We start from the raw sequence: 23,511 nt of genomic DNA on the forward strand, positions 1-23,511 counted from the left end.
GAAGGGCGGGTGTTGCTCTTACTCGGAAATCATCCCATGACGTGTGCACGTATTCATTCACGGGGATATCCACATGTCTGACCGCATTATTTTGGCCTCAACATCAGAAATCCGAGCACGATTACTGCGAAATGCAGGTGTCGACTTTGACATCATACCAGCGCGAATCGATGAAGATTCGGTTAAAGCCGCATTGGAAGCTGAGGATGCGCCTCCACGTGATATCGCCGATACACTCGCTGAGATGAAGGCTCGTAAAATTGCCGAGAAAGGGCATGACGGCTTAGTTCTGGGATGTGATCAGGTTCTTTCCTTCAAAGGAAAGGTTTTGTCCAAGCCAAAAAGCCAAACCGAAGCACTCGATCAACTTACAGAGCTGCGGAATGAAACCCACCAATTGCTCTCTGCCGCTGTCATCTATGATGGTCAAAAACCGGTATGGCGACATGTTGGCGTTGCACGTTTGGCGATGCGTGATTTTTCCCAAACCTATCTAGAGGACTACCTGACACGCAACTGGGATAGCATCCAAACGTCTGTTGGCGGTTATAAAATAGAAGAAGAGGGCATTCGCCTGTTTCGTATGATACAAGGCGATACTTTCACGATTCAGGGACTGCCCCTTTTGGAACTCTTATCTTATCTCGTCTTACGCGGAACACTGCCCCAATGACCGACCAAAACATCCCTCTTGCTGCTGTCCTTGGCCACCCGATTGTGCAATCCAAATCGCCCAAGTTGTTTCGTCATTGGTTGAAAACCTATGATCGTGCCGGACATTACATTCCCATCGATGTTGCCGAAGCAGATTTTAAGACTGTTGTCAGCACGATGCCGAAGATGGGTTTTGTCGGGTGTAACGTAACAGCCCCACATAAACTCGCGGCATTGGAAATTGCCGATCTTGCCACAGACCGTGCAACCCTGATCGGGGCTGCAAATACACTCATTTTTCGCAAGGATGGGAAGATTCACGCAGATAACACTGACGGCTACGGCTTTATAGCGAACTTGAAACAGGGTGCTCCGGGTTGGGCGCCATCATTAGGGCCCGCTGCTGTTCTCGGCGCTGGTGGTGCAGCGCGGGCTGTAATCGCATCTTTGATCGAAGTGGGAGTTCAAGAAATCCTACTTAGCAATCGGACACGCCCGAACGCAGAAGCACTGAAGTCATCGTTTGGATCCAAAGTAACGGTCGTTGATTGGGTGCAAGCGGGCAACATGCTTGAGAATGCTGCCACGGTCATTAACACGACATCACTGGGCATGCAGGGCAAGCCCGAGCTACGTGTTCCGCTAGATGGGCTGCGGCGCGGTACAGTTGTGACTGATCTGGTTTATGCGCCATTGAAAACGCACCTTCTTCAAGAAGCCGAAGCTGCAGGCTGTGTCGTTGTTGATGGCTTGGGTATGCTGCTTCATCAAGCCGTGCCCGGATTTGAACGTTGGTTTGGTGTTCGCCCAGAAGTAGACGTTAACACGCGAGCGGCAATTCTATCATGACCTTTGTTATTGGCCTTACGGGGTCTATTGGGATGGGCAAATCAACCACTGCCAAGATGTTTTCGGACATGGGCGTTCCAGTTTGGGACGCTGATGCTGTCGTGCGAGGTTTGTATGACAAAGGAGGTGCGGCGACCGAGTTGGTCCGACGCCATTATCCTGAAGCAATAGAATCTGGTGCTGTTTCCCGAGATAAACTTCGGGAACTAATCGCAGCGAATCCAAAAACTCTTGATCACCTCCAATCACTTGTTCATCCGCTCTTGGCTGAGAACAGATCAGCTTTTCTGAAAGACCCTAAGAACAAGATTGTTCTGTTGGATATACCGCTGCTTTTTGAGACAGGAACCGACACAGAGTGTGATGCTGTCGTCGTTGTAACTGCACCCGCTGACATTCAAAGGCAGCGTGTTCTTGATAGGGGTGAGATGACGGAGGAGGACTTTCAATTGATACTGTCCCGTCAGTTGCCCGACACTCAAAAGCGCGAACGCGCACGGTGGATCATCGAAACCTTATCGATGGACGCCGCCCGTCAATCGGTCAAAGATATCCTTGCTGAGATTAAACAGGAACTGGAACATGCGTGAAATCGTTCTCGATACCGAAACCACAGGGTTTGAACCGGGGGAAGGTGATCGCCTCGTTGAGATCGGCGCGGTCGAACTTTTCAATCACATGCCAACAGGCCGCACGTACCACCAGTACATAAACCCAAAACGCGACATGCCCGCCGGCGCATTCGAAATCCACGGAATTGGCCCTGATCTTCTTAGCCCACCGCAAGACCCGAAACCGGGGCAAGTCATTCTGAAAGACAAACCCGTCTTTGCTGACGTTGCTCAAGCGTTTCTTGATTTCATCGGCGATTCAATACTGGTCATTCACAACGCTGCGTTTGATATGAAATTTCTGAATGCAGAACTCGGATGGCTTAACCGCCCACCGCTGCCAATGGATCAGTCGTTAGATACGCTTGCGATTGCACGGAAAAAATTCCCGGGTTCGCCTGCGTCTTTGGATGCGCTTTGTCGTCGTTTTGGCATTGATAACTCGAACCGGGCTCTGCACGGCGCACTGCTCGATAGTGAGATTTTGGCCGAAGTTTATCTGGAGCTTATCGGCGGGAGGCAGCCAGACTTGGTGCCAACTTCGCAGGATACAACAAAGACGAAGACAACAGCGTCCAGCAATTGGCGCCCCAGCCCACGCCCAACGCCGCTTGCACCAAAAATAAATGCGGCGGAAGCCGAAGCCCACGCCGCATTCATTGAAAAACTGGGTGAAGATGCCCTTTGGAAGAAGTCTTAAGCGTCAGCTGTCTTCTGTTGATCAGCTTGCTGTTGCGCACGTAGCGCAAGCTGCTGGCGGTAGATCGCTACGAAATCAATCTGTTCCAAATTCAGTGGTGGGAAACCGCCATCACGGGTCACATCGCTAACGATGCGACGGATAAATGGGAACGTCATGCGTGGACATTCGATCATCAGGTAAGGGTGCATTTGCTGCTCTGGAACACCTTCGATTTCGAAGATGCCGGAGTATTCCAACTCAAGCAGGAACAATGACTTGTCGGATCCAGCATTTGTGGATGTGACTTTTAGCTTTGTGATGATCTCGTACTGGTTTTCAGCACCACGTTTGCGCGCATCAAGGTTCACTTCAACTTTGATCTCTGGCTTCACTTCACCATCAACGCCTTTTTGCGCCATGATGTTTTCAAATGAAAGGTCGCGAACAAACTGAGCAAGGATGCGCTGTTTGATTTGTGGTGCAGCTTCTGCTGCGCCGTTTGGAACTGTGTTTTCTTCGGCCATTTGGCTCTCCGGATGTCAGTAAATTAATTGTTCAATCTGGTCGTGTGTAGCAGGGCTGAGACGGGGCCTCAATCTTTAGTCCAGCCAGATGGACCACGCGGCTCAGAATTTTCAGGATCGACCTGTTCGAACTCACCATCAATGACGTGATCGCCGGTTCGGCTTCGATTCTGGCCTACATCCGGACCCATTTGAAAACTTTGCACATTAACGCGACTGCGCATGTAGCCATAAACGGCGGACCGCACAGCCGGAACAAGGAGCGAAAAGCCGATAAAGTCAGTGAAAAACCCTGGCGTCAGCAAAAGTGCTCCTGAAAAAAGTATCATCGCCCCGTGTGCAAGGTGTTCAGTCGGGTCTTGCAGGTTGGAGAAGGAGCCACGCAAGTTTGTCATCGCTTGGGTGCCTTGGGAGCGCACCATGTAAGCCCCAAGTATTGCTGTTGCGACCACAATAAACAGGGTCCAACCCAAACCAATTGCGCCGCCAACCTGAATAAACAACGTTATCTCAAGCAGTGGAATGCCAATAAAAAGCAATAGAAGTAGCATGATCTCTCCGAATTTATCGCGGTAAGGTGGACTTGGTCCATCCTCAACCCTACATAAGGCTGGCAGGTGGTGTTTACCACTTGTACGGCCCTTATTCGGAAAGAAACCCACATGAATTCGCCTGTTATTCAGCTTTTGGTTCTCGCAGGTATTGCGATATTTCTCATCTTGCGCTTGCGCAGTGTGTTGGGAACTCGCGAAGGATTTGAAAAACCGCGTGCGCAACCAACCCCAGCATCATCGCGTCGGTCTACTCCGGACTTAGAGGTCATTGATGGTGGTCCAGACCCAGACATCACAGATTATGTTGATGCGGAAAGCGAGAGCGCCAATGCATTGGCAGCGATGAAATCCGCTGATCGTAGCTTCAACGTCCGTGAATTTGTCCGTGGCGCGCGCGGTGCTTATGAGATGATCTTGACTGGGTTTGAAAACGGGGACCTATCAGAAATTAAGCCGTTTCTGTCAGACGACGTCTATGAGGCCTTTGCCGGCGTCGTTGAATCCCGTGAGAAGAGCAATCTGAGCGTTGATTTCAACTTCATCGGAATTTCTGAAACCACATTGGTGGATGCAGATTATGACGCGACATCAAAGAACGCAGAAGTCTCCGTTCGATTTGTGAGCGAGAGCACGTCTGCCGTTTATGACAACGGTGGTGATTTGATCGAAGGGTCCGCCACGGACGTCAAAAAGCAACGTGATGTTTGGACATTCGGTCGGACAATGGGAACTGGCGACCCGAACTGGTTCCTTGTCGCCACGGGCGAATGAAACTGAAAGCGGCCGTCGTCGGGCTGTCGCTCCTCACTGCGGAGGGTGCGATGGCAAACCCGACCTATCAACTTATGAATTTTGATGATCTTTCCGGCTGGTCAGATGATGACCACCATGCCGCGATGGATGTTTTCCTCAGCACTTGTGGTGACATGAAAGATCCAAACTGGGCATCGCTCTGTGGGGTTGCGGGATCAGGGCAAAACCCCAAAGAATTCTTTGAGAGGTTTTTCACGCCCGTAATGATCGATGACGGAAACGACGCACTGTTTACGGGTTATTTTGAACCAGAGCTAAGAGGGTCGTTGAATCGTGGTGGGCCATATCAATATCCACTTTATCGGCTGCCCCCGATTCCTGGCCAGATGTCACGACGGGAGATTGAAGAGACCAATGCCTTTGATGGCATGGGCTTAGAAATCGCCTGGATTGACGATCCGGTGGATGTGTTCTTTCTGCAGGTACAGGGATCAGGCCGCGTAAAGTTGGATACCGGCGGTGTCATTCGTGTTGGGTATGGCGGCGCGAACGGCCGCGAGTATTCCTCGGTCGGTAGGGAACTTGTCGCGCGGGGGATTTACCAATCTCATCAGGTTTCTGCAGATGTCATTCGCAACTGGGTGCGCAACAACGGTGAAGAGGGCCTTCAACTTCTCTGGACAAACGAAAGCTATGTCTTCTTTCGAGAGGTCAATGAAGTTCCACCTGAGCTGGGACCACTGGGCGCAATGAACCGAAGCGTTACTGCAATGCGGACCGTGGCGATTGACCCCAGCTACGTCCCTTACGGTGCGCCGGTCTGGATAGAAAAGAGTGGAGAAAACCCATTGAACCGCTTGATGGTTGCCCAAGATACGGGGTCCGCGATCAGGGGCGCACAAAGGGCCGACATCTTTTTTGGGACCGGCGATCAGGCAGGCCGTGATGCTGGCCGCATCAAAGATGGCGGACGCATGGTCGTTCTTATGCCGATCCAAACCGCAAATGCGCTTTTGCCGGACATAATCGAATGAAGAAACCCAGAAACGTGTCGGCTGAAGAACGCGCGCTTTGGGAGACTGTCGCGAAACGTACGGAGGCCTTGCAAAAGCCGGCTTCCAAGTTGGTGCGCGCTGCACCGACCAAACCTATGACAGAAATAAGCAACCGAGCGCCACGCCCGATTCCAGCGTTCAAGGTCGGTCAATCTGTAGATCACAAAGGTGACCATGATTTGTTGCCTTCGCTAGGACAGCAATTGCGTTCTGATCCTGTTCAGATGGACAACAAGGCCTATGGCCGTATGAAACGGGGCAAGCTCAAGCCAGATGCGCGGATTGACCTGCATGGCATGACGATGGCGCAAGCGCATCCAGCCCTGACTGGATTTGTTTTGCGGTCCGCCAGCGCGGGGCATCGTTTGGTCTTGGTCATTACGGGTAAAGGGAAGCATCGCGATGATGGCGGACCGATCCCCACGAAATTTGGTGTGCTTCGCCATCAGGTTCCGCAGTGGCTCAAGATGGCGCCTTTGGCAGGACTGGTGATGCAGGTAAGCGAAAGCCACATCCGTCACGGTGGGCAAGGTGCCTACTACGTTTACCTACGCCGCAGCCGCTGAACGCCGCGCGACCGATACAGGATAGAGCAATAGCGCAGCCGCTCCGAAGAACGTTGCCGCATAGCCGAGCATCTGCACTTCAAATCCGACGCCATTGTCGATGAGCCAACCACTCACGCCCGGACCGAGTGCAGACCCAAGAACCATCAAAGCCATCGTGGTCGCTTTAATTGACCCAAGGTGGCGCGTCCCAAAGAATTCGGCCCAACAGGCATTCAACAAGGTCGCCTGACCACCGCCAGCAGCGCCCATCAGCACAATCGCAGCTGCGGTCCAGACCAAGCTGGGCGCATACCAATGCAAAACAAACGCGAATGCATAGGGGATAAGGTAGAAGGGCAGCAATTTGACAGCGCCGATCCGATCGACTGCCCAACCATAAAAGACGGTTGATAAGAAAACGGTCACGGTACCAAGTGGGAAAATCGCTACTAATGAAAGGTGAGACCAGCCTTTGATTTCTGCAAAATGAACTTGGTGAAACCAAAACGCAGTTCCAAAACCCGAGAACGACATAACCGCAGGGGCCATCGCCCAAAACACAGGGTGACGTAGGGCTTCAGCGCGCGTCCAGTGCCGACCGAAAAGCCCAGCGGTTTGTTCCGAGGATGAAATAGCCTGCGGTGTGCGCTCAAGACGTAGGAGCGTAAACAAGACAGGCGTCATCGCGATGCAAAACACAGCACATCCTAGCCAGATGAAACGCCAATCAACAATGGATTTCATCCAGACCATCAAGAGCGGCAAAGTCGCCTCGCCCAGCATGTATCCCATTGCAGCGACAGCTAAAGCACGACCGCGCGCCGCGACAAACCAACGTGCCATTGCGACGGTTGCGACTTGGGTTGTCATGCCTTGGCCAAAGAACCTGAGGAAGAATACCAAAACGGGAAGAAGGGCAGCTACAGGATTGAGAGCCATCAAGACACATGAAAGCCCGAGCAGCAGGATAACAGTGATACCCAACTGCCTGACCCGAAACCGATCCGCCAATCCACCCGCGAAAACCATCACAGCTGCTGAGGCACCGGTGCCGATCATATAGATCAAACCCCAATCGCCATTACTAAGACCGTATGCCTCTCGAATTTCACCACCAAATATCGAAATAAAGAAGGTTTGCCCAAAGCTTGAAAGAAACGACAACAACGCCCCCGTCGCAAGGAAGGGAGCGTTCTGTCTGATAAATGCTAGGTATCCGCTTTCGGCCATAAGGCCTTATCCGTCGATCGCGAGGAACAAGAAAGCGCTAAAGTACGTAGCGACTGATGTCGGTAGAACGCGCAAGTTCGCCAAGATGTTCTTCGACGAATGCAGCGTTCACCTCAATCTCTTCTCCGCCACGATCCGGCGCGTTGAATGACAGGTCTTCAAAGACCCGTTCCATAACCGTGTAAAGACGTCGCGCACCGATGTTTTCTACGCTTTCGTTTACTTCCGCTGCGATGCGGGCAAGGGCAGCGATACCGTCATCGTTAAACGAAACAGTGACTTCCTCGGTCCCCATCAGCGCTGTGTATTGACGCGTTAGCGCATTATCGGTTTCCGTAAGGATACGGACGAAATCATCCTCAGTCAGGGCTCGCAACTCTACGCGGATCGGGAGGCGGCCTTGCAATTCCGGCAGGAGGTCGGACGGTTTCGCAATATGGAACGCACCGCTTGCAATAAACAGGATGTGGTCTGTTTTGACGGATCCATGCTTGGTGCTGACCGTGGTCCCTTCAATCAAGGGCAATAGGTCACGCTGAACGCCTTCGCGGGATACATCAGCACCGCGCGCGTCTGAGTTACGGCAGACCTTGTCGATCTCATCGAGGAAGACGATGCCATTTTGTTCAACCGCCTCAAGCGCCTTTTTGGTGATGGCCTCATCATCCAAAAGTTTGTCGGCTTCGTCTGCGATCAAAAGGTCATAGCTTTCTGCAACGGTAACCTTCTTGCGGGTCGTGCGCCCGCCCAACGCTTTTCCAAACATCGCGCCCAAGTCCATGCCGCCCATACCTTGCGGCTGACCTGGAATTTCAAGACCACCCAACGGGTTGGACGTGTCGGCAAGTTCTAGTTCGATGATCGTTGAATCCAGTTCCCCAGTCTTGAGTTTCTTGCGGAACATGTCGCGCGTGCCTTCGCGTGCATCCTCGCCGGCGATAGCATCAATGACGCGGGCTTCGGCGGCTTCACGTGCGCGTTGTTTCACGTCTTCGCGCATATAATCGCGGGTTTCCACAATCGCCGCTTCGACGAGGTCACGGATGATCTGTTCGACGTCACGACCGACATATCCAACTTCGGTAAACTTCGTTGCTTCCACCTTAATAAACGGCGCACGAGCGAGCTTTGCCAAACGGCGTGAAATTTCGGTCTTACCAACGCCGGTAGGTCCGATCATCAGGATGTTTTTCGGATAGACTTCATCACGAAGGTCATCGCCCAATTGCTTACGGCGCCAACGGTTGCGAAGTGCGACCGCGACGGCGCGTTTGGCATCCTTTTGACCAATGATAAATCGATCAAGTTCAGAGACGATTTCACGGGGGGTCAGGTCACTCATGCTTTGATGCTTTCTACGGTCAGATTGCCATTGGTATAGACACAAATATCAGATGCGATGGCCATTGAGCGGCGCGCAATTTCTTCTGCGCTTAGGTCTTGGTCCATTAATGCGCGGCCCGCAGCCAGTGCGAAGTTGCCGCCAGAACCGATCGCCGTCACATCAAATTCTGGCTCAAGAACGTCACCAGCGCCGGTGATCACGAACAAGTCTTTGCCGTCAGTGACGATCAACATCGCTTCAAGTTTCTGAAGGTACTTGTCGGTGCGCCAATCTTTGGCGAGCTCAACGGAGGCGCGTGCCAATTGACCTGGTGTTGCCTCGAGTTTCTTTTCAAGTCGTTCAAGGAGCGTGAATGCATCCGCAGTGGAACCGGCAAAACCGCAAATCACATCGTTGCCACCGACTGTGAGACGGCGCACCTTTGTTGCTGTGCCTTTCATGACTGTCTGCCCGACAGACACTTGCCCGTCACCCGCGATGACCACTTCGTCATCTTTGCGTACACCGATAATTGTTGTCATGTCGTGTCCTTACGTTGCTTGTGAATTATATGGCGACGCAATTGGCGCGACACAAGGTTCCATGAAAAAAGGGCGCCCCATTGGGACGCCCTCAAAGTCAATAAATCCGGTTTAGATGCTTTCTTCGATCCAACCTTGCAGGGCAGCTTTAGGTGCTGCGCCTGTCTTGTTGGATACCACTTCGCCACCTTTGAACAGGAAAAGCGCTGGAATACCGCGCACACCCATCTGAGCTGGAGAGTTAGGGTTTTCGTCAACGTTCACTTTGACGATTTTGACTTTGCCTTCCATTTCAGCGGATAGCTCTTCGAGCGCTGGGCCAATCTGCTTACAAGGGCCACACCATTCCGCCCAGAAGTCTACGACTACTGGAATGTCGGAATTCCGAACTTCGGCGTCAAAAGTGTCGTCTGTTACTGCTACGGTCGCCATTTGGCTGCTCCTTTAAGGGATGAATTCGTTGAAACGGAAAGTATGAGCGCACCACGTGGTCGTCAAGGCGTGGTCACATCTTTGAGAGCATCATCAAGTTGATTGGCAGACAGTTCGCTCGTTTCGCCTGTTTTGGTCCACATGAGAATGCAACGGATTGTGTGATCCGGGTACACCAATGACAATGCGTCACGGTAGGCCGCCATTTGACGGGTCAGACCAGCAGGAGTTTCTTTGGGGGTGTTCGGTGTTATCCGGTTTGATTTGTAATCGACGGCGATGACTTCGGTTTCGGTTATGATCAATCTATCAATGATGCCGAATATTCGATCTCCGGCAAGAGAGCTCAGATTTGCCGAAATCGGAACCTCTACGAGGCCTGACCTGAAGATCCATGACAGCTCGGGTTGCGCAATTAGGTTCAGGGCTTCCTCAATGATCTCTGATGGGTCGCCAATGAGCCCTGTGTCGGGATGGTTCTGAACTAAAGTCTCTGCAATCTCCCTCTGGTTTTCGCCGCTGACCTCCGGCAAATACTCAAGCAAAAGGTGAATGATCCTTCCCCAAGCCAGTGCAAGATCGGACGCATCTGTGTGTGTTTCACCAGACATGATCTTGGCGCCACCCAACTCCGAGGGAGATCGAGTGGATTGGCGATCTGGAACAGCGGGAAGAACATCGCCGAAGCCTTTTTCAGGCGCGGGGCCTTGGGTAATAATCGTCTCTTCGAATAGGTCCCCATCGTCCCATCCTTGGCGAGATAGTCTCTTGATTGTTCCAAAAGGCGTCCCATGATCAACGGCGTCCAAATGTTCCATCGCGCCACTGATCGTTGAATGCCAAGAGTCGTGTTCTTCGCCAACCTTTCCAGCTGCAGCCAGAATCAACCAGTTCTCGGCGCGGGTCATGGCGACGTAGAGAAGGCGGCGTCGCTCACGATCTTGCGCGAGCAGCATGTCCTCCTGCACATCGCGTAGTGGCTCCGGCATGACGTCTGCCTTAGGTTTCCAGAAAATGCCGTCATCAGACTGAAGCAAGTCCCCCCGAAGAGATCGCGCTCGGCTTCCTGTATCGGGAAGAATGACAATCGGTGCTTCTAGACCTTTAGCACCATGAACGGTCATCACGCGGATACGGTCCCCCGCAGAATCCATCTGCCGTTTGATTGTAACGTCTTCGGATTCCAGCCATGTCAAAAACCCCGTCAGGCTTGGTACAGCTGATTGCTCATACCCCAGCGCCTGAGAAAGCAACGCGTCGATGCCATCTTCAGCTTCGTGCCCAAGCCGCGCGAGTAGATTTTGGCGACCTTTGTGACGCACCAACAGGCGATTAATCAGATCATAGGGGCGAAGGAAATCGGCGTTGTTTCGCAAATCGTATAATATGGCGAGCGTGTCTTCATGCTGCCCAGACGTTCGCAACGCTTCCCATAAAGATTGTCCCTTTGGGCGAGGTTGGGCGAGATCGTAAAGCTGTTTCTCCGTCCAACCAAACAGTGGGGACTTCAACGCAGCGGCCAGTGACAGGCTGTCCTCTTGCAAAGCAACGAATTTCAGAAGCGCCGAGATATCCTTGACGGCAAGCTCTCCTGCTAGTTTCAATCTGTCGGCACCAGCGACCTCTAGTTCAGCGGCCTTACACGCGGCAATGATCTGTTCGAAAATCCCGCTGAGGCGACCCTGTACAAGGATCAGAAAATCACCCGGAGTAATTCTGCGCCGGCCCCATTTTCCGTCCTTTTGGGTCGGTAGTGTTTCCTCGGCAAGCATGCGTTTAATCTCAGCGGCGATACGATGGGCCAGCACAACCTTATGGTTGGTGCGCCCTTTCAAATCGAGCGGGTCATCCCAGTCGCGTTCTTCTGGTTTATCTGACGGCTCGATTACCGGCCAAACATCCACGCGACCTGGCATGTCGTTCTTGAATGCAAGATGGGTGATCTCATCTCCCAAGCCTTCTGACATTTCACCTTTGAAGGTTTGGTCAACCAGCCGCAAAATTGCTTCTGACGAACGGAAGGAATACAGCAACTCGCTTGTCTTGAGTTGCTTCTTAACCTTTGCAAGTTCTCCGTCGAAGTGATCGCGCATACGGTCAAACCCTTCGGGGTCCGCGCCTTGGAAAGAATAGATAGATTGCTTTTTGTCGCCCACGACAAAGACTGTTCGAAGCCGCTCAGGCTGCGCTCCTTCGCCGGTGGAAAACTCTTGAGTCAGAAGCCGCACAATATCCCACTGATCAGGCGATGTGTCTTGAGCTTCATCGACCAGCACGTGATCCACGCCACCATCCAAGCGGAACAAGACCCATTGCGCCAGTGCGGGGTCTTCGAGGAGGGACTTTGCCTTGCTGATCAGATCATCGAAATCCAATGCAGCACGTTGGGTTTTCTTTCGCTCATACAGCTGCACAAACGGCTCGGCGAATGCCAGTAACGCCCGTGTCTTTTCAAGCGCGTTGATGCGGCAGATGAAATCATATGCATCTGCGGTGCGGTCCATCCACGCATGAACGTCGTCCGAAAGATGCGCCAAAGCCTCGACTGCTTTGGTATGGTTTGACTGAGGCCAGTTACGCGACTTGCTTGTCTTGTCAGTTGCATACAGCAGCAACGATAACGCCCCTTCTAAAGATGCCATGTCTGGGTTGGCCAAATTCAGCTTCTTTAGATTCGCCGCAAATGTTTGATAGGTCTTTGACGTTGTCGCGCTGGCTTCTATCAGTTCATCAACCAACCCATCTTCGCCGCCGACAAACCCGACATCAATTGCGTCCCCAACTGTTGTTCCTTTGGGTACGCCAAACGCGGCCGCTAATTCATCATCGTTCAGCGGGCTAAGGAATGCTGACTTACGACCAGTGACCGCCGCGAGAAAGCTGCTGACATCCGCCCCTGTGTAGTGTTCCGCAAACCCCGCGACAGCATCTGCATGTGTGCCCATCGCCATCTCATCCAAGACTTCTTCGCGCAACATTTGAGCGGCTCGGTCTTCCATTTCCTTGAACTGTGGACTCACCTCAGCTTCTAGCGGAAAGCGGCGCAAAACGCCGGCGCAAAACGAATGGATTGTTTGGATCTTCAATCCGCCAGGAGTTTCGATGGCAGCGGCAAAAAGGGTCCTCGCCTGACCGAGATAGTCGTCCGAAACAGAGGTCGTTCCGCCAAGATCAATCAGTTGTTGTCGCAACTCTTGATCGGGCATCATTGCCCATTCGCCTAGCCTCTTGAACAGGCGGTTCTGCATCTCGGACGCCGCCGCCTTGGTGTAGGTTAGGCACAACACGTTCTCCGGCCGTGTCCCACCCAGCAACAAACGGGCCACGCGGTCGGTGAGGACGCGTGTCTTGCCTGAGCCAGCATTGGCTGACAGCCACGTCGATTGGGTTGGGTCTGCTGCTTCGATCTGGCGGAGCGTTGCGTCGTTATGGGTCATGCCAAATCCTCCACGACAGGATCGTTCGTTTCATCCCATTCGCCGTATCTCGCGAGGTGGTCGTAGTCGCCCTCAAAGGTAAGCGTCTCGTTTGCGCGCCGTGATGTGTAGCCTTTCGAGGGGTCCATCCACTTGGTTATCAGGCTCTCGAAGCGGGTCAAAATCTCTTCGGTAGATGTGTCCTTCAACGGTGCGTCTTGGTCTTTCAAACCACTTCCCAAACCTATGTATTTTGCAGCTTTGGTGCGTGTGACTCCGAGCGGCTTGAAGGCACCTTTTTCTACCATGGCGGCTTCTAGCAACAGCTGCTTATCGAATTCTTTTTGCTGTTTCTGAGTAGGGGCGTTGCCAGTCTTATAATCATATATCAACGCCTCCCCGTCATCAGACAGGTCGATCCTATCGGCCGTCCCCGTTAGCGAAAACCCGATCTTTGGAAAGTTCAGTTCGCCCCGCATCTCAGTGTCTACGTTGGTAGAGCTCGCCTGACGTTTTTGCTCCTCAGCCAAGAAGTGAGGTACGAAATACGCTACCCTTGCACGCCACATCGAACGGGCAGCAGGCCATGGGCAATGCTTCAACAAAACCCCGTCAGCAATCTGCATGAACTGTTCGGTCGCATTGATGTCATTTGGATCAATCGCATCCTTTACGAAACGCTCAAGGATCTCATGGACGATTATGCCCCTTAAGGGAGCGTCAGCAGACTGAGACAAAGGATCAAGCGAATTTAGCTTCAGGATTTTGCGAGCATAGATCGCATAAGGATCGCGGATTAACGTCTTGATCTGAGTTACTGACAATTGATTTGGACGTGCGGCGGCGGGCGGCGCAGGTGACGGACGCGGGGCCGCGTCTATAATACGTTCGGGTGCCGCGATGGCTTCTGCGAGCGCAAGAAATGTATCCCCTCGAGCGCGCATTTGTTTTAAGCACTCTGGTCCGTCCTTCGCCGTCAAACCGCCCAGCAAATTGGTCAGCCGGTTCACCCAGCGACTTGGCACGGTTTCGGCTTCGTCTGAACGGATGGCTCGGCTCAAAACCACCTTTTTGGCGCAGACCGCTTGCTGATAATCATGCGCGCTTAGCCCGATCCGGCGTTCCGGGAGAAGCAAGCCAGCTTGCATTCGCAAGGGTCGATTCAGCCAAGGATCGGGGGTTGGTGCCTCGGGCCATGTGCCTTCGTTCAATCCAGCTAGAATAACTAAATCGGCGGACTGAACCCGGGCCTCAAGCGTACCCCATATGAGAACTTGGGGGTGCCCTTTGTCGCGGTCACGCACTTCGCCACCAGACAAAACAGAATTTACAAGTTGTCGGTACTCGCGCGGGGTCATCTCCCCGCCAGCGTCGGCGTGAGTTCGCAATTCTGACATAACCCGAAGTGCTTCGCGGCCTGCTGGTTTTAGCCAGACTTCGCCTGAGCCTTCAGCATGGGGTCCCGCAGACAGATGCTCGGAAATTTGCCAGTGTTGGGCGACGAAGTCAGCCAGCGGCCGCTGGTCCGCCCCATTCAATCCCATAACGGCGTCGCATACCCAAGCAACCCAATCTGTTCGATCAGGATGACGATCAGCCGTGGCAATCGCCCATTGGGTAAGGCTTTCATGGGTTGGAAAGGGCGGGCCATTCCGGCGCAATTCCATTTCAAGGCTGTTGGTATGAAGGTTGTGCTGGCCGCGATCGGAACTGGCAGAATTGCTGAGCGGGTGACGCAATAGAACCAATAGGTTTTCGGCGGACAAAGGCTCGCAGAACAGCTCCGCGATATGTCGCAAGAACCGTCCAGAAGCCGTCAGTTGGAGAGGGAGGCCTGCGCTGTCGTCAGGAACAATATCCCAACGGTCCAGAGCAGCAGTGACCTGACGTGTCAGCACCCGATCTGGTGTAATAAGTGCCGCAGTCTCACCATCTTCAACGGCTTGGCGCAATCGAACCGCGATAGCGTCCGCTTCGGCGCGGGGGGTTGGGGCCTCGATCAACGTCATATCCCGCGTTGCCGCGTGCAGATCACCCAGGGCGGGCCCGTCTTTAATCCACTGGTCGGTGACGGGTGCAGGTCTTAGAGAAAGGGAAATCAAGGCTGTTCGATCAGCTCTATCTTTCACTGCGTCATGCCAAATCTCTAGACTGTTCACCGGCATGTCGAGCGCGTCACAGAATGCTTTGAATCGGTATTGCGGGTGGTCTTCTCCTCCATCCAGCGGATCAAGTTTGTCCCAAACGTCGTCTGGCAAATCCATGTCAACGCCGGGCAAAACAACGGCCCCTTGCGGCATGTTTGCCACCGATTGCATGAACAGTGATGTTGCCCCGCGGGACCCCGTTGATCCTGCGACGATGATGGGATGTTGAGGGGGAAAGTCAGCCCAACGCGCGATTTGTGCTTCCACGACACGTCGTTGGCGTCCTTCGACGTCCAGCTGAGTGTCTTTATCAAAATAGCGCTGCACAAGTTGAATGAACGATAGCGCGCGTTGCCAATGTCCAGATTGGTCGGTGACGTCCAAGCCAGCGATGGCTTCTGGGGGAACACCTTCGCCCTGCATCTCTCCCATCAACGCGACCAAGCTATCCGCAAGATCAAATGCAGCGGTTTGCGCAGCAAGCGTTGGATCGACGGCCAACAACCCTTTGACAAGTTGCGCCACCTCTAGCCGTCTTTTTAGCGGCGCAACAGCCGGAGGAATGTCGTTCAACCCAATGTCCGAACCGAGGTCGGTGACAAGTCGTATTCTCGGCAGTAGTAAAGCATCCCCGCTATGGAACAGCTCGACCAAACGGCGCTGCATCCGGCGTGTGTTTACAAAGATTTCGACGTTGGCCACGTCCTCAGGTGCGCGCGTTTCAAATCTCTCGCGAAGGCCATCATGCAATGCAGTGGTAAAATCCACGCCTAAAGGAGCCGCAAAAACACGCGGCCCTTCTGTTGGGCTAAACATCAATTTTTCCTTCTAACATCGCCTCAGCCAACGGGATGCTTTCAGGGCGCCCCACATCACACCAATTACCGTCATAGACTGCACCAAACATGCCGCCTCGTGCCAACATTCCGTCCCACAGGCTCCACATTGAAAAGGCATTCTCCTTGATGTCGGCCAGCCTATCTGTGCGGATGATTTGGACGCCGGAATAGACAAAATCAGAACCTCGCGACAAACGACCTGTCGCACCGATATCGAAATCTCCCGACCCCTTATGACCAACAGCGGCATGACGCGGGATCATGAGCAACAAAGCTTCCATTTCTGGCCGCCAAGCTTGGGATAGTACACTCACTGGATTTGCGCCTTTCCAGCAGGCATCGGTGTTCATGGTGAAAACAGGATTACTATCCAATAACGGCAGGGCTCGTTTGAGGCCGCCCCCCGTTTCGAGCAATTGATCTGTCTCGTCAGAAATTAGGACGCCACTACCAGCCAGATGGGTTTCAATTTGATCTGGAAAGTAGTGTGTGTTGACGACCCGGCGAAGCTCATCACACCAGACAAGCGCATGATCAAGCAGAGGCCGGCCAGCAACTTTGACCATCGGCTTAGGTTGGGTATCCGTGAGGGGCGCCATGCGTGTTCCAAGACCCGCTGCAAACAAGAGAACGGCCGTTGGCTTATTCATTTGGTTTGTCCTTCAGGGATATTAAATGCCCGCTCCACAAGGGGCGCGATGCGAGCGAGACCGGGCGCCTTAAGGTCAGTACGCAGATGGTCACGGACGCGCGGAATTAAGTTTAGATAACTCTCTTTACCATCGCGCTTGGCGAGGCGTTCGAAAATCCCCAAGATCCGTAGGTTTCTCTGCACCGCCATGACGTGAAAAGCCAAAGTAAATTTTTCACCGCCTCCCATCCGTTTTACAAGTGGACCAACCAAATTTGGATCAACGTCACGCCGTGCATCGCGCAAGAGCGACGCAAGATCGTAAGCGGGGTGGGTAATAAACGCGTCCTGAAAGTCGAGCAGTCCAACGGTGGCGTGGGCGGTTTTGTCTGGACGCCAGATCAGGTTCTCAGCATGGAAATCGCGCAAAGATAGCGTCGCAGGATTAGGAGAAACAACAGAAAGGAGCGTCGTTAGTTCTGCCTTTACATCCTCCGCAAGGGACTGGGATTTGTTGGTTGCGGCCCATTCAAAACCAATGTCGATCATTTCCGCACCTACGGCGGGCGTCATCTTTTGTAGGTTAGAAGGAGCAGGTGTTCGCCCGAGTTCGATTAGGACATCAACGGCGGCATCGTAAAGCTTTCGTTCATCGTCTGGATGTTTTTGAAGGTGACGGGCAAAATCGATCTGACCCAAGTCTTCAAGAACTAGAAGCCCGAGAGTGTTGTCCCAGTTCAGTATCTTGGGGGCGCTAAGGCCAAGACCGCTCAAATGTTTGGAAATTTCGACAAACCGAGCTTGACTGCCGCATACGTCTGGCTGGGCATCCATAAGGATCACGCAGCCACCCGACGTGTCCGTTAGTCTTTCGTAGCGTCGCGCTGATGCGTCGCCGGTCATGGCATGCCTTTGCCATTTCGCCCAAGGTGACTGCTCCAACCATTCTGAGACGATCTCATTACGCATCTTCATTCAACACCCGCATTCGGCTGGCCCAATTTTCATCAAAGCTAATGGTACAAAGATGGGCGTCATCTATAATTTCAAGATGGATATCCAGCGCCGATTCTGGAACCATGTCACCAAGAAGTTCAGGCCATTCAATCAAGCAGATGTGGTCCTCGAACGCGTCAACGAGGCCAAGTTCGACAGCCTCCTGCGGGTCGCCTAAACGATAAAGATCGGTATGCCAAATCTCGACATCGCCGTAGTCGTAGGTCTGCACCAATGTGAACGTCGGTGACGGCACTTCTACATCAGGGCCAAGAAGCGCGCGAATAAAGGCGCGCGCCAGTGAGGATTTTCCCACTCCGATTTGCCCATTCAACAAAAAGCAATCACCCGGATTTGCAAGGTTAGCAAGGGTCTGTCCAAGTTGGGCGGTATCGGCCTCTGATTGGAGCCGAAGAGTGATCGTGGATTTTGCCATGCGCCAACATTATGCGGCGTAGCTTTCCCTGCAAGTGCAATCAGCTTGTTAAGGATTGGCTCTCACGTATTTTAAGGGGCTCGATCTGCCCATCAGGTTGGTTTTCATTGGATGACGGCACAAAGGTTACTTGGTGATTGCCGTCAGGTAGGGGTGCATAGTGGCAGGTCACTTCGATGTGGTTATCTAGCCAAATGCGTCCATCCCACGGCGCATCCGAAGAACGTCGTGACATTGTTTCTTTTAGCTTTAACCAAACGGGAGATGGCGCAGACATAGCCTGCCATGTTTCCATTTCATCTACGAAATCTTGATTGCTGAGAGACCCGCCTTGCCGATTCCCCCAAAGCTGGCGATAGGCGGAGTTTGCCATGATCAGCGATCCCGACGAAGAAAACACAGCGACGGGAACCACTAGGTTGTCAATCGTTGCTGTCGTTACATCGATCTGGGATCGATATTTTCGAGTGAGTGAGACCTCATCGCTAATATCTTCTATTAATACGGCGATTGCGCCATTTGGATGCGGATTACCGGTAACACGAAACGTCTGCCCGTTCGGGAGCGACCATGTCTCATGATAATTGCCCTGTTCGGCTGCGGCCTCTAATGCAGCGACCTGATCTCTCCAGGTCTTATAATTTTTTGGCTCGGGGATCATATTTTGGTCTCGCAATCGATCAAGTACCGAAAAGAGCGTTGGCCGATTGATGAGAAACTCTGCGGGAAGGTTGGTTAGATCGACCAACGCAGGATTGAAGAGGACCAGCCTTCGATCTTCATCAAAAATCGCGAGCGCAACAGAAAGTTGTGCGAACGTTTTTGTAAGTGTTTGAACGAATGTCCGCTGTGCTTCTCGGGCTGCAACCACTGCTGTGGCATCGACAGCAAAGTGGATGGTATCGGTGCCGCGTCTGAGGCTGGTTACTTCGTACCAAATTGGGTCATCGGAGTCCGGCACATCAACACGCTGCATGTCGATCAGCGGCGCGGTACCTTCTGGGGCAATTGGGTCGTCAAACACAGCGCGCGGCGGCCAAGGTAAAATATCTTGCGGGCCGACTGGATGGATCGCTTCAGAGAGCTCGATGTATGCGCGGTTTGCCCAGACCAGTACACCTTCTGCATCGCGCTTCCAGATCAGTTGAGGAGAATCTTCGCCAATGCTTCGCAGGGTTTCAAGCTCATGTTCCAATGCTTCGGCCGACAAAGGGTCGAGCGTTTCATCTGGGTGGTTTTGATCCTGAACCAAAGTAATACGAGCGAGGCCATTCCAATACTCGGCTTCGATCCAACCACTCTGACTGTCATTTGCAGCGATGGTTTTCTTTCCGACACTCGCAAGATCGCTGCATTGGGACCGCATATGCGGAAACCGCGCCGACAAGAGAGACAGTAGATTTTCCCAGTCTGACCGCATGCTATCGCCGTGGGACATCAAAGCGCGCGCGCGCGGCGTTAAATCAATAAGACGACAATCATCGAATAGAAACGTTACAGTGTCTTCCGTTTCATTCAGAAGCGTCCGGGCCGTAATAGCTGAGGTTCTATTCACCCGGATCCAGATCATGAGCAGAGCACAGGCAGTGGCCGCACCGGCAAAAATTGCGATACCTACATCTAGAAAACCATAACTAACCATCGCGACCTCCGACTTGTCGAATGCTAAGATGAGATGATTTGGTTAATTGCGCGTTAAAACTTAGGTGATTGGTGTATTGTCTCCTAACGCCCCTTGTGATGCTTCGATGCTGGAGCGGGGCCATTGAACGTTTATCAGTGCACCGCGTTCTCGACCCGAGCCGCTTTGAGGTCCGGCGTTAGCGAAGTTTAACGTGCCACCTGATCTCTCAAGCAAGGTCTTTGCGATAAAAAGGCCAAGTCCCATGCCTTGATACCCGGGTCGTTGACCTCCGCGGCCGTCTGCTCGTCGACGTCGAACGAAAGGGTCCCCGATGCGACCCAATACAGACTGCGGGAACCCTGGACCATCATCGTTGATCTGCAGGGTCAGCAAATTGTCAGTCCAAGAAACGTCTACCCGGACCGTACTTTCGGCGAAATCGACAGCGTTCTGAACGAGATTTCGGACACCATGAATAATTTCGGGGCTACGTATGACCGTAGGTTGTCGCCAGTCACCGTGATTTGGGGGGTTAATCGAAATTCTAACCACCTTACCGCGGTCCAAGTGCGGCTCACTCGCCTCTCGGATAACAGTCTCCCACAGGGCATGCCGCAGAAGGTGGTCTTCCTTTCCCGCCCGCCCCATCGATTGGAGAATGTCGCGACACCTGTCCGCTTGTTCACGGATCAGACGGGCGTCTTCTTGCAGTTCTACTTTGCCCTCAAGTTCATCAACAAGCTCACTGCTGACGAGTTTGATGGTTGCCAACGGTGTACCCAATTCATGTGCTGCCGCAGCGACGACACCACCAAGGTCTGTCAACTTTTGTTCTCGAGCTAAAGCCATTTGCGTTGCGGCCAAGGCTTCCCCCATCGACAGAGTTTCTTGTGTAACCTGGCGCGCATAGACGGCGACAAATACGACGCCGATTATGAGCGCGACCCAGAAACCAAACACAAAAAGATCAGGCAACATGAGCTCAGACCCAGCCGCGGTTCTAATTGGCAAGCTTTGAGACCGTAGGAGCGTAATAATCGCCAAGGTGATCGCGCCCAAAACCATCGTACTGCGCAGCGGCAAAACTGTGGATGCGACCGTTACGGGGGCGAGGATCAGCAAAGTAAACGGGTTGTTCAACCCGCCTGTCAGGTACAGCAATACACCGAGCTGCAAGAGGTCAAAGCCGATCATGAGACCGGCTTCTCCTTCGGCAAGGCGGCGGCTTTCGGGGTAAAGGAAAATCGAGACCAAGTTCAAAAGAACCGGCAATGCGACGATGACAGCGATCAGACCGATCTCGAGGGACAGATCAAACACATAGATAGCGACCAATATCGCCCCAACTTGGCCGAAAACCGCGAACCACCGCAGTATAACCAGAGTACGCATGCGCACCCAGTTGCTTCGCTTGTGGCTTTCGAATACCTCGCCCTGATCCTGCGCCATAATGACCTGTCTCGCGTTTGTGACTTTACCACCGCTATGGTGCGCACAATAAGGGTGCAACCGCGACCGTTTTTTGAGGAATACAATGTCAAAGACTTACGCTATCGCCGCTGGTGCCGCTGTTGTGGCTTTGTTGGGCGGGACTCTCGCCGCAACTTGGAAGTCTTCTGATGAAGACATCTTTGCAGAGTGCAGGACCGGCCAAGTAGCCGGGGGCGCCATTGGTGGTCCGTTCGAATTGGTGGATGAGAACGGAACCACAGTCACCGACGCCGACATCATCACCGGCCCCACGTTGATCTATTTTGGCTATACGTTCTGCCCAGATGTCTGTCCCTTGGATAACATGCGCAATGCGCAAGCGATCGAAATTCTTGATGAACAAGGCATCGACGTGACGCCTGTCTTTATCAGCATTGACCCTGAACGGGACACGGTTGATGTCGTTCGCGATTTTACGGACAATTTCCACGAGCGCATGATTGGGCTTACAGGAACACCAGAACAAGTTAAGGCCGCATCCCAAGCGTACCGGACCTATTACAACAAACAAGACGGCGATGATGAGTACTACCTCGTCGATCACACAACGATGTCCTATTTCATGTTCCCTGACATTGGGCTGATGGAATTCTACCGCCGTGACGTCACACCAGAGCAGATGGCCGAAAGCCTTGCTTGTTTTGTTGATGCCGCAAGCTGACATGGAGTTTGACGCTCTCGACGGCGAACGGTAGGTTCGTTTGAACGAGGAGGAGCGGCACATGGAAGTGAACCCTATTGGCGATGACAATACGCTGTTGTTGGTTGACGACGACGAACCGTTTTTGCGCCGTCTGGCCAAAGCGATGGAAAAGCGCGGGTTTGCAGTTGAGACTGCGGACTGCGTAGCCGCTGGCAAGGCCATCGCGACAGCACGCCCACCTGCATATGCAGTCGTTGATCTTCGTCTCGAGGATGGGACGGGACTTGATGTGGTCGAAACACTGCGAGAACAGCGGCCCGAAAGCCGTATTGTTGTTCTGACGGGGTATGGCGCTATCGCGACTGCCGTTGCGGCCGTTAAAATTGGCGCCACGGATTATTTGTCAAAGCCCGCGGATGCGACGGACGTTATGAATGCTCTTTTGACACCTGAAGGAGCGGTACCTCCAGCACCCGAAAACCCGATGTCTGCGGATCGCGTGCGTTGGGAACATATTCAGCGGGTCTACGAATTGTGCGACCGCAACGTCTCAGAGACCGCGAGGCGATTGAATATGCACCGCCGAACTTTGCAGCGCATTCTCGCGAAACGAAGCCCGCGTTAACACTGAAAACCCGATATGGGTCTGGTATGGGTTTGGTATTGCTTAGATCCGGCTCTCGATCGTTTGAGCTTTGAGCCATTTCACGAATGTATCCCGTGCGGGGTTCACCACCTCTGGGCGTATCAGGACGTGATAGGCGACGGGGCTATCGACCTCTTCACATAGTTTCACCAAGGCGCCGGATGCAATGTGGCCAGCGGCGACAGGCGCAGGGAGGATCGTGACGCCAAGACCGGCAAGGGCTGCTTCGCGGGACAGTTGACCGGTGGCAAAGTAGGTGACGTTTTCTTCGTCTAGGTCGATGCCATTCTCGCAGACCCAAAGCCGTTCTTCTGACCTGTTATCGTCCAGCAACCAACGAGACCCCTTGAGGTCTGCAAGGCAGTCGGTCTTACACCCCTTTAAATAGTTGGGAGCAGCGACAGCTGTGTGTCCAGCGGGCATGAGCGGAACAGAATGGACACCAGTCCAATTCCCATCACCGTAGCGAATTGCGACATCGATGTTGTCGCGGCGGATGTCGATCAATTGCATTGACGGGATGAGTTCAACTTCGATGTCTGGGTGTGTGTCCCAGAATGCCCCAATGCGGGGCATTAGCCAGTTGGCGGCGAACGACGGAGTTAATGACACACGGATGGCGCGGGTTTTGGTTTGGTCCAAAAGGTCGGTGGAGGCCGTGGCAATAAGACCGAAGGCTTCGGATAAGCTGTCGGCCAATTGACGGCCCTGCGCTGTGGTGGACATGCCTCGGCCGTCCCGTTGCATGAGAGATTGACCGAAATGGTCTTCAAGTGCTCGGACATGTTGACCAATGGCGGCATGTGTCACGTTAAGGTCGCGCGCGGCAGCAGAAAAGCTGCCGTGGCGTGCTGCGGCTTCAAACGCACGCAGTGCCATAAGGG

23 protein-coding genes are annotated in these 23,511 nt (G+C 53.2%); 9 read left to right on the forward strand and 14 right to left on the reverse strand.

Annotated elements, in window-relative coordinates:
- The first annotated feature begins 73 nt into the window (after positions 1–73).
- Genes KO486_RS03720 through dnaQ form a run of 4 tightly spaced genes read left to right on the forward strand, consistent with a single transcriptional unit; the run spans position 74 to position 2,814 of the window.
- A complete protein-coding gene (locus tag KO486_RS03720; RefSeq protein ID WP_216035894.1) occupies positions 74–673 on the forward strand; it encodes a Maf family protein in 600 nt (199 codons plus the stop codon).
- Complete coding sequence (locus tag KO486_RS03725) at positions 670–1,503, forward strand: shikimate dehydrogenase (RefSeq protein ID WP_216035895.1); 834 nt, start codon at positions 670–672, stop codon at positions 1,501–1,503. Before KO486_RS03720 ends, KO486_RS03725 begins: the two co-directional genes overlap by 4 nt.
- Complete coding sequence (gene coaE, locus KO486_RS03730) at positions 1,500–2,093, forward strand: dephospho-CoA kinase (RefSeq protein ID WP_216035896.1); 594 nt, start codon at positions 1,500–1,502, stop codon at positions 2,091–2,093. Before KO486_RS03725 ends, coaE begins: the two co-directional genes overlap by 4 nt.
- Positions 2,086–2,814: a DNA polymerase III subunit epsilon gene (dnaQ, locus tag KO486_RS03735; RefSeq protein ID WP_216035897.1), complete on the forward strand. Its 729-nt coding sequence runs from the start codon at positions 2,086–2,088 to the stop codon at positions 2,812–2,814. Before coaE ends, dnaQ begins: the two co-directional genes overlap by 8 nt.
- On the opposite strand, the gene secB is transcribed toward dnaQ, so the two are convergent.
- Both secB and KO486_RS03745 read right to left on the reverse strand, forming a co-directional pair.
- Positions 2,811–3,320 (reverse strand): protein-export chaperone SecB, encoded by a 510-nt coding sequence (secB, locus tag KO486_RS03740; protein WP_216035898.1) that lies wholly within the window; start codon positions 3,318–3,320, stop codon positions 2,811–2,813. The two genes, dnaQ and secB, sit on opposite strands and share 4 nt — an antisense overlap.
- Before the next feature lie 68 nt (positions 3,321–3,388).
- The gene (locus KO486_RS03745; RefSeq protein WP_216035899.1) at positions 3,389–3,871 is read right to left on the reverse strand and encodes an FxsA family protein; all 483 of its coding nucleotides are present in this window, start codon (positions 3,869–3,871) and stop codon (positions 3,389–3,391) included.
- Positions 3,872–3,982: 111 nt separating this feature from the next.
- Between KO486_RS03745 and KO486_RS03750 the strand changes: the two genes are divergently transcribed.
- From KO486_RS03750 to KO486_RS03760, 3 genes are read left to right on the forward strand one after another with little or no spacing between them, the layout of a single operon-like run.
- On the forward strand, positions 3,983–4,645 hold the full coding sequence (locus KO486_RS03750; protein WP_216035900.1) for a Tim44/TimA family putative adaptor protein: 663 nt from the start codon (positions 3,983–3,985) through the stop codon (positions 4,643–4,645).
- A 50-nt stretch (positions 4,646–4,695) separates the two neighbouring features.
- Positions 4,696–5,661 carry an MltA domain-containing protein gene (locus tag KO486_RS03755; RefSeq protein ID WP_216036221.1) on the forward strand — a complete coding sequence of 322 codons (966 nt, stop codon included), beginning with the start codon at positions 4,696–4,698 and terminating at the stop codon, positions 5,659–5,661.
- Positions 5,658–6,248: a Smr/MutS family protein gene (locus KO486_RS03760; protein ID WP_216035901.1), complete on the forward strand. Its 591-nt coding sequence runs from the start codon at positions 5,658–5,660 to the stop codon at positions 6,246–6,248. Before KO486_RS03755 ends, KO486_RS03760 begins: the two co-directional genes overlap by 4 nt.
- On the opposite strand, the gene KO486_RS03765 is transcribed toward KO486_RS03760, so the two are convergent.
- The 11 genes from KO486_RS03765 to regB all read right to left on the reverse strand — a co-directional run bounded on the left by KO486_RS03765 (position 6,231) and on the right by regB (position 21,296).
- Entirely contained in the window at positions 6,231–7,394 is a 1,164-nt protein-coding gene (locus KO486_RS03765; protein ID WP_354667483.1) for an MFS transporter, read from the reverse strand. The two genes, KO486_RS03760 and KO486_RS03765, sit on opposite strands and share 18 nt — an antisense overlap.
- A gap of 103 nt (positions 7,395–7,497) precedes the next feature.
- Positions 7,498–8,802 carry an ATP-dependent protease ATPase subunit HslU gene (hslU, locus tag KO486_RS03770; protein ID WP_216035903.1) on the reverse strand — a complete coding sequence of 435 codons (1,305 nt, stop codon included), beginning with the start codon at positions 8,800–8,802 and terminating at the stop codon, positions 7,498–7,500.
- A complete protein-coding gene (gene hslV / locus KO486_RS03775) occupies positions 8,799–9,326 on the reverse strand; it encodes an ATP-dependent protease subunit HslV (protein WP_216035904.1) in 528 nt (175 codons plus the stop codon). Before hslV ends, hslU begins: the two co-directional genes overlap by 4 nt.
- A gap of 111 nt (positions 9,327–9,437) precedes the next feature.
- Positions 9,438–9,758, reverse strand: coding sequence for a thioredoxin (trxA, locus tag KO486_RS03780; protein WP_216035905.1), 321 nt, complete (start codon positions 9,756–9,758; stop codon positions 9,438–9,440).
- A gap of 62 nt (positions 9,759–9,820) precedes the next feature.
- Positions 9,821–13,195 (reverse strand): double-strand break repair helicase AddA, encoded by a 3,375-nt coding sequence (gene addA / locus KO486_RS03785; RefSeq protein ID WP_216035906.1) that lies wholly within the window; start codon positions 13,193–13,195, stop codon positions 9,821–9,823.
- Entirely contained in the window at positions 13,192–16,137 is a 2,946-nt protein-coding gene (gene addB / locus KO486_RS03790; RefSeq protein WP_216035907.1) for a double-strand break repair protein AddB, read from the reverse strand. The genes addA and addB overlap by 4 nt, the downstream gene beginning before the upstream one ends.
- Entirely contained in the window at positions 16,130–16,810 is a 681-nt protein-coding gene (locus tag KO486_RS03795) for a nucleotidyltransferase family protein (protein ID WP_216035908.1), read from the reverse strand. The genes addB and KO486_RS03795 overlap by 8 nt, the downstream gene beginning before the upstream one ends.
- Positions 16,807–17,766 (reverse strand): phosphotransferase, encoded by a 960-nt coding sequence (locus tag KO486_RS03800; RefSeq protein WP_252734553.1) that lies wholly within the window; start codon positions 17,764–17,766, stop codon positions 16,807–16,809. The genes KO486_RS03795 and KO486_RS03800 overlap by 4 nt, the downstream gene beginning before the upstream one ends.
- The gene (tsaE, locus tag KO486_RS03805) at positions 17,753–18,223 is read right to left on the reverse strand and encodes a tRNA (adenosine(37)-N6)-threonylcarbamoyltransferase complex ATPase subunit type 1 TsaE (protein ID WP_216035909.1); all 471 of its coding nucleotides are present in this window, start codon (positions 18,221–18,223) and stop codon (positions 17,753–17,755) included. Before tsaE ends, KO486_RS03800 begins: the two co-directional genes overlap by 14 nt.
- Before the next feature lie 40 nt (positions 18,224–18,263).
- On the reverse strand, positions 18,264–19,793 hold the full coding sequence (locus tag KO486_RS03810; protein ID WP_216035910.1) for a PAS-domain containing protein: 1,530 nt from the start codon (positions 19,791–19,793) through the stop codon (positions 18,264–18,266).
- 132 nt (positions 19,794–19,925) lie between these two features.
- A complete protein-coding gene (gene regB, locus KO486_RS03815) occupies positions 19,926–21,296 on the reverse strand; it encodes a sensor histidine kinase RegB (protein ID WP_216035911.1) in 1,371 nt (456 codons plus the stop codon).
- Positions 21,297–21,381: 85 nt separating this feature from the next.
- Between regB and KO486_RS03820 the strand changes: the two genes are divergently transcribed.
- Positions 21,382–21,999 (forward strand): SCO family protein, encoded by a 618-nt coding sequence (locus KO486_RS03820; RefSeq protein WP_216035912.1) that lies wholly within the window; start codon positions 21,382–21,384, stop codon positions 21,997–21,999.
- Between the two features lie 61 nt (positions 22,000–22,060).
- A complete protein-coding gene (locus KO486_RS03825; RefSeq protein ID WP_216035913.1) occupies positions 22,061–22,606 on the forward strand; it encodes an ActR/PrrA/RegA family redox response regulator transcription factor in 546 nt (181 codons plus the stop codon).
- A 42-nt stretch (positions 22,607–22,648) separates the two neighbouring features.
- On the opposite strand, the gene KO486_RS03830 is transcribed toward KO486_RS03825, so the two are convergent.
- On the reverse strand, positions 22,649–23,506 hold the full coding sequence (locus KO486_RS03830; protein WP_252734554.1) for a LysR family transcriptional regulator: 858 nt from the start codon (positions 23,504–23,506) through the stop codon (positions 22,649–22,651).
- Positions 23,507–23,511 lie beyond the last annotated feature (5 nt).

The sequence above is a fragment of the Octadecabacter sp. B2R22 genome (assembly GCF_018861045.1).
Taxonomy (GTDB): domain Bacteria; phylum Pseudomonadota; class Alphaproteobacteria; order Rhodobacterales; family Rhodobacteraceae; genus Octadecabacter.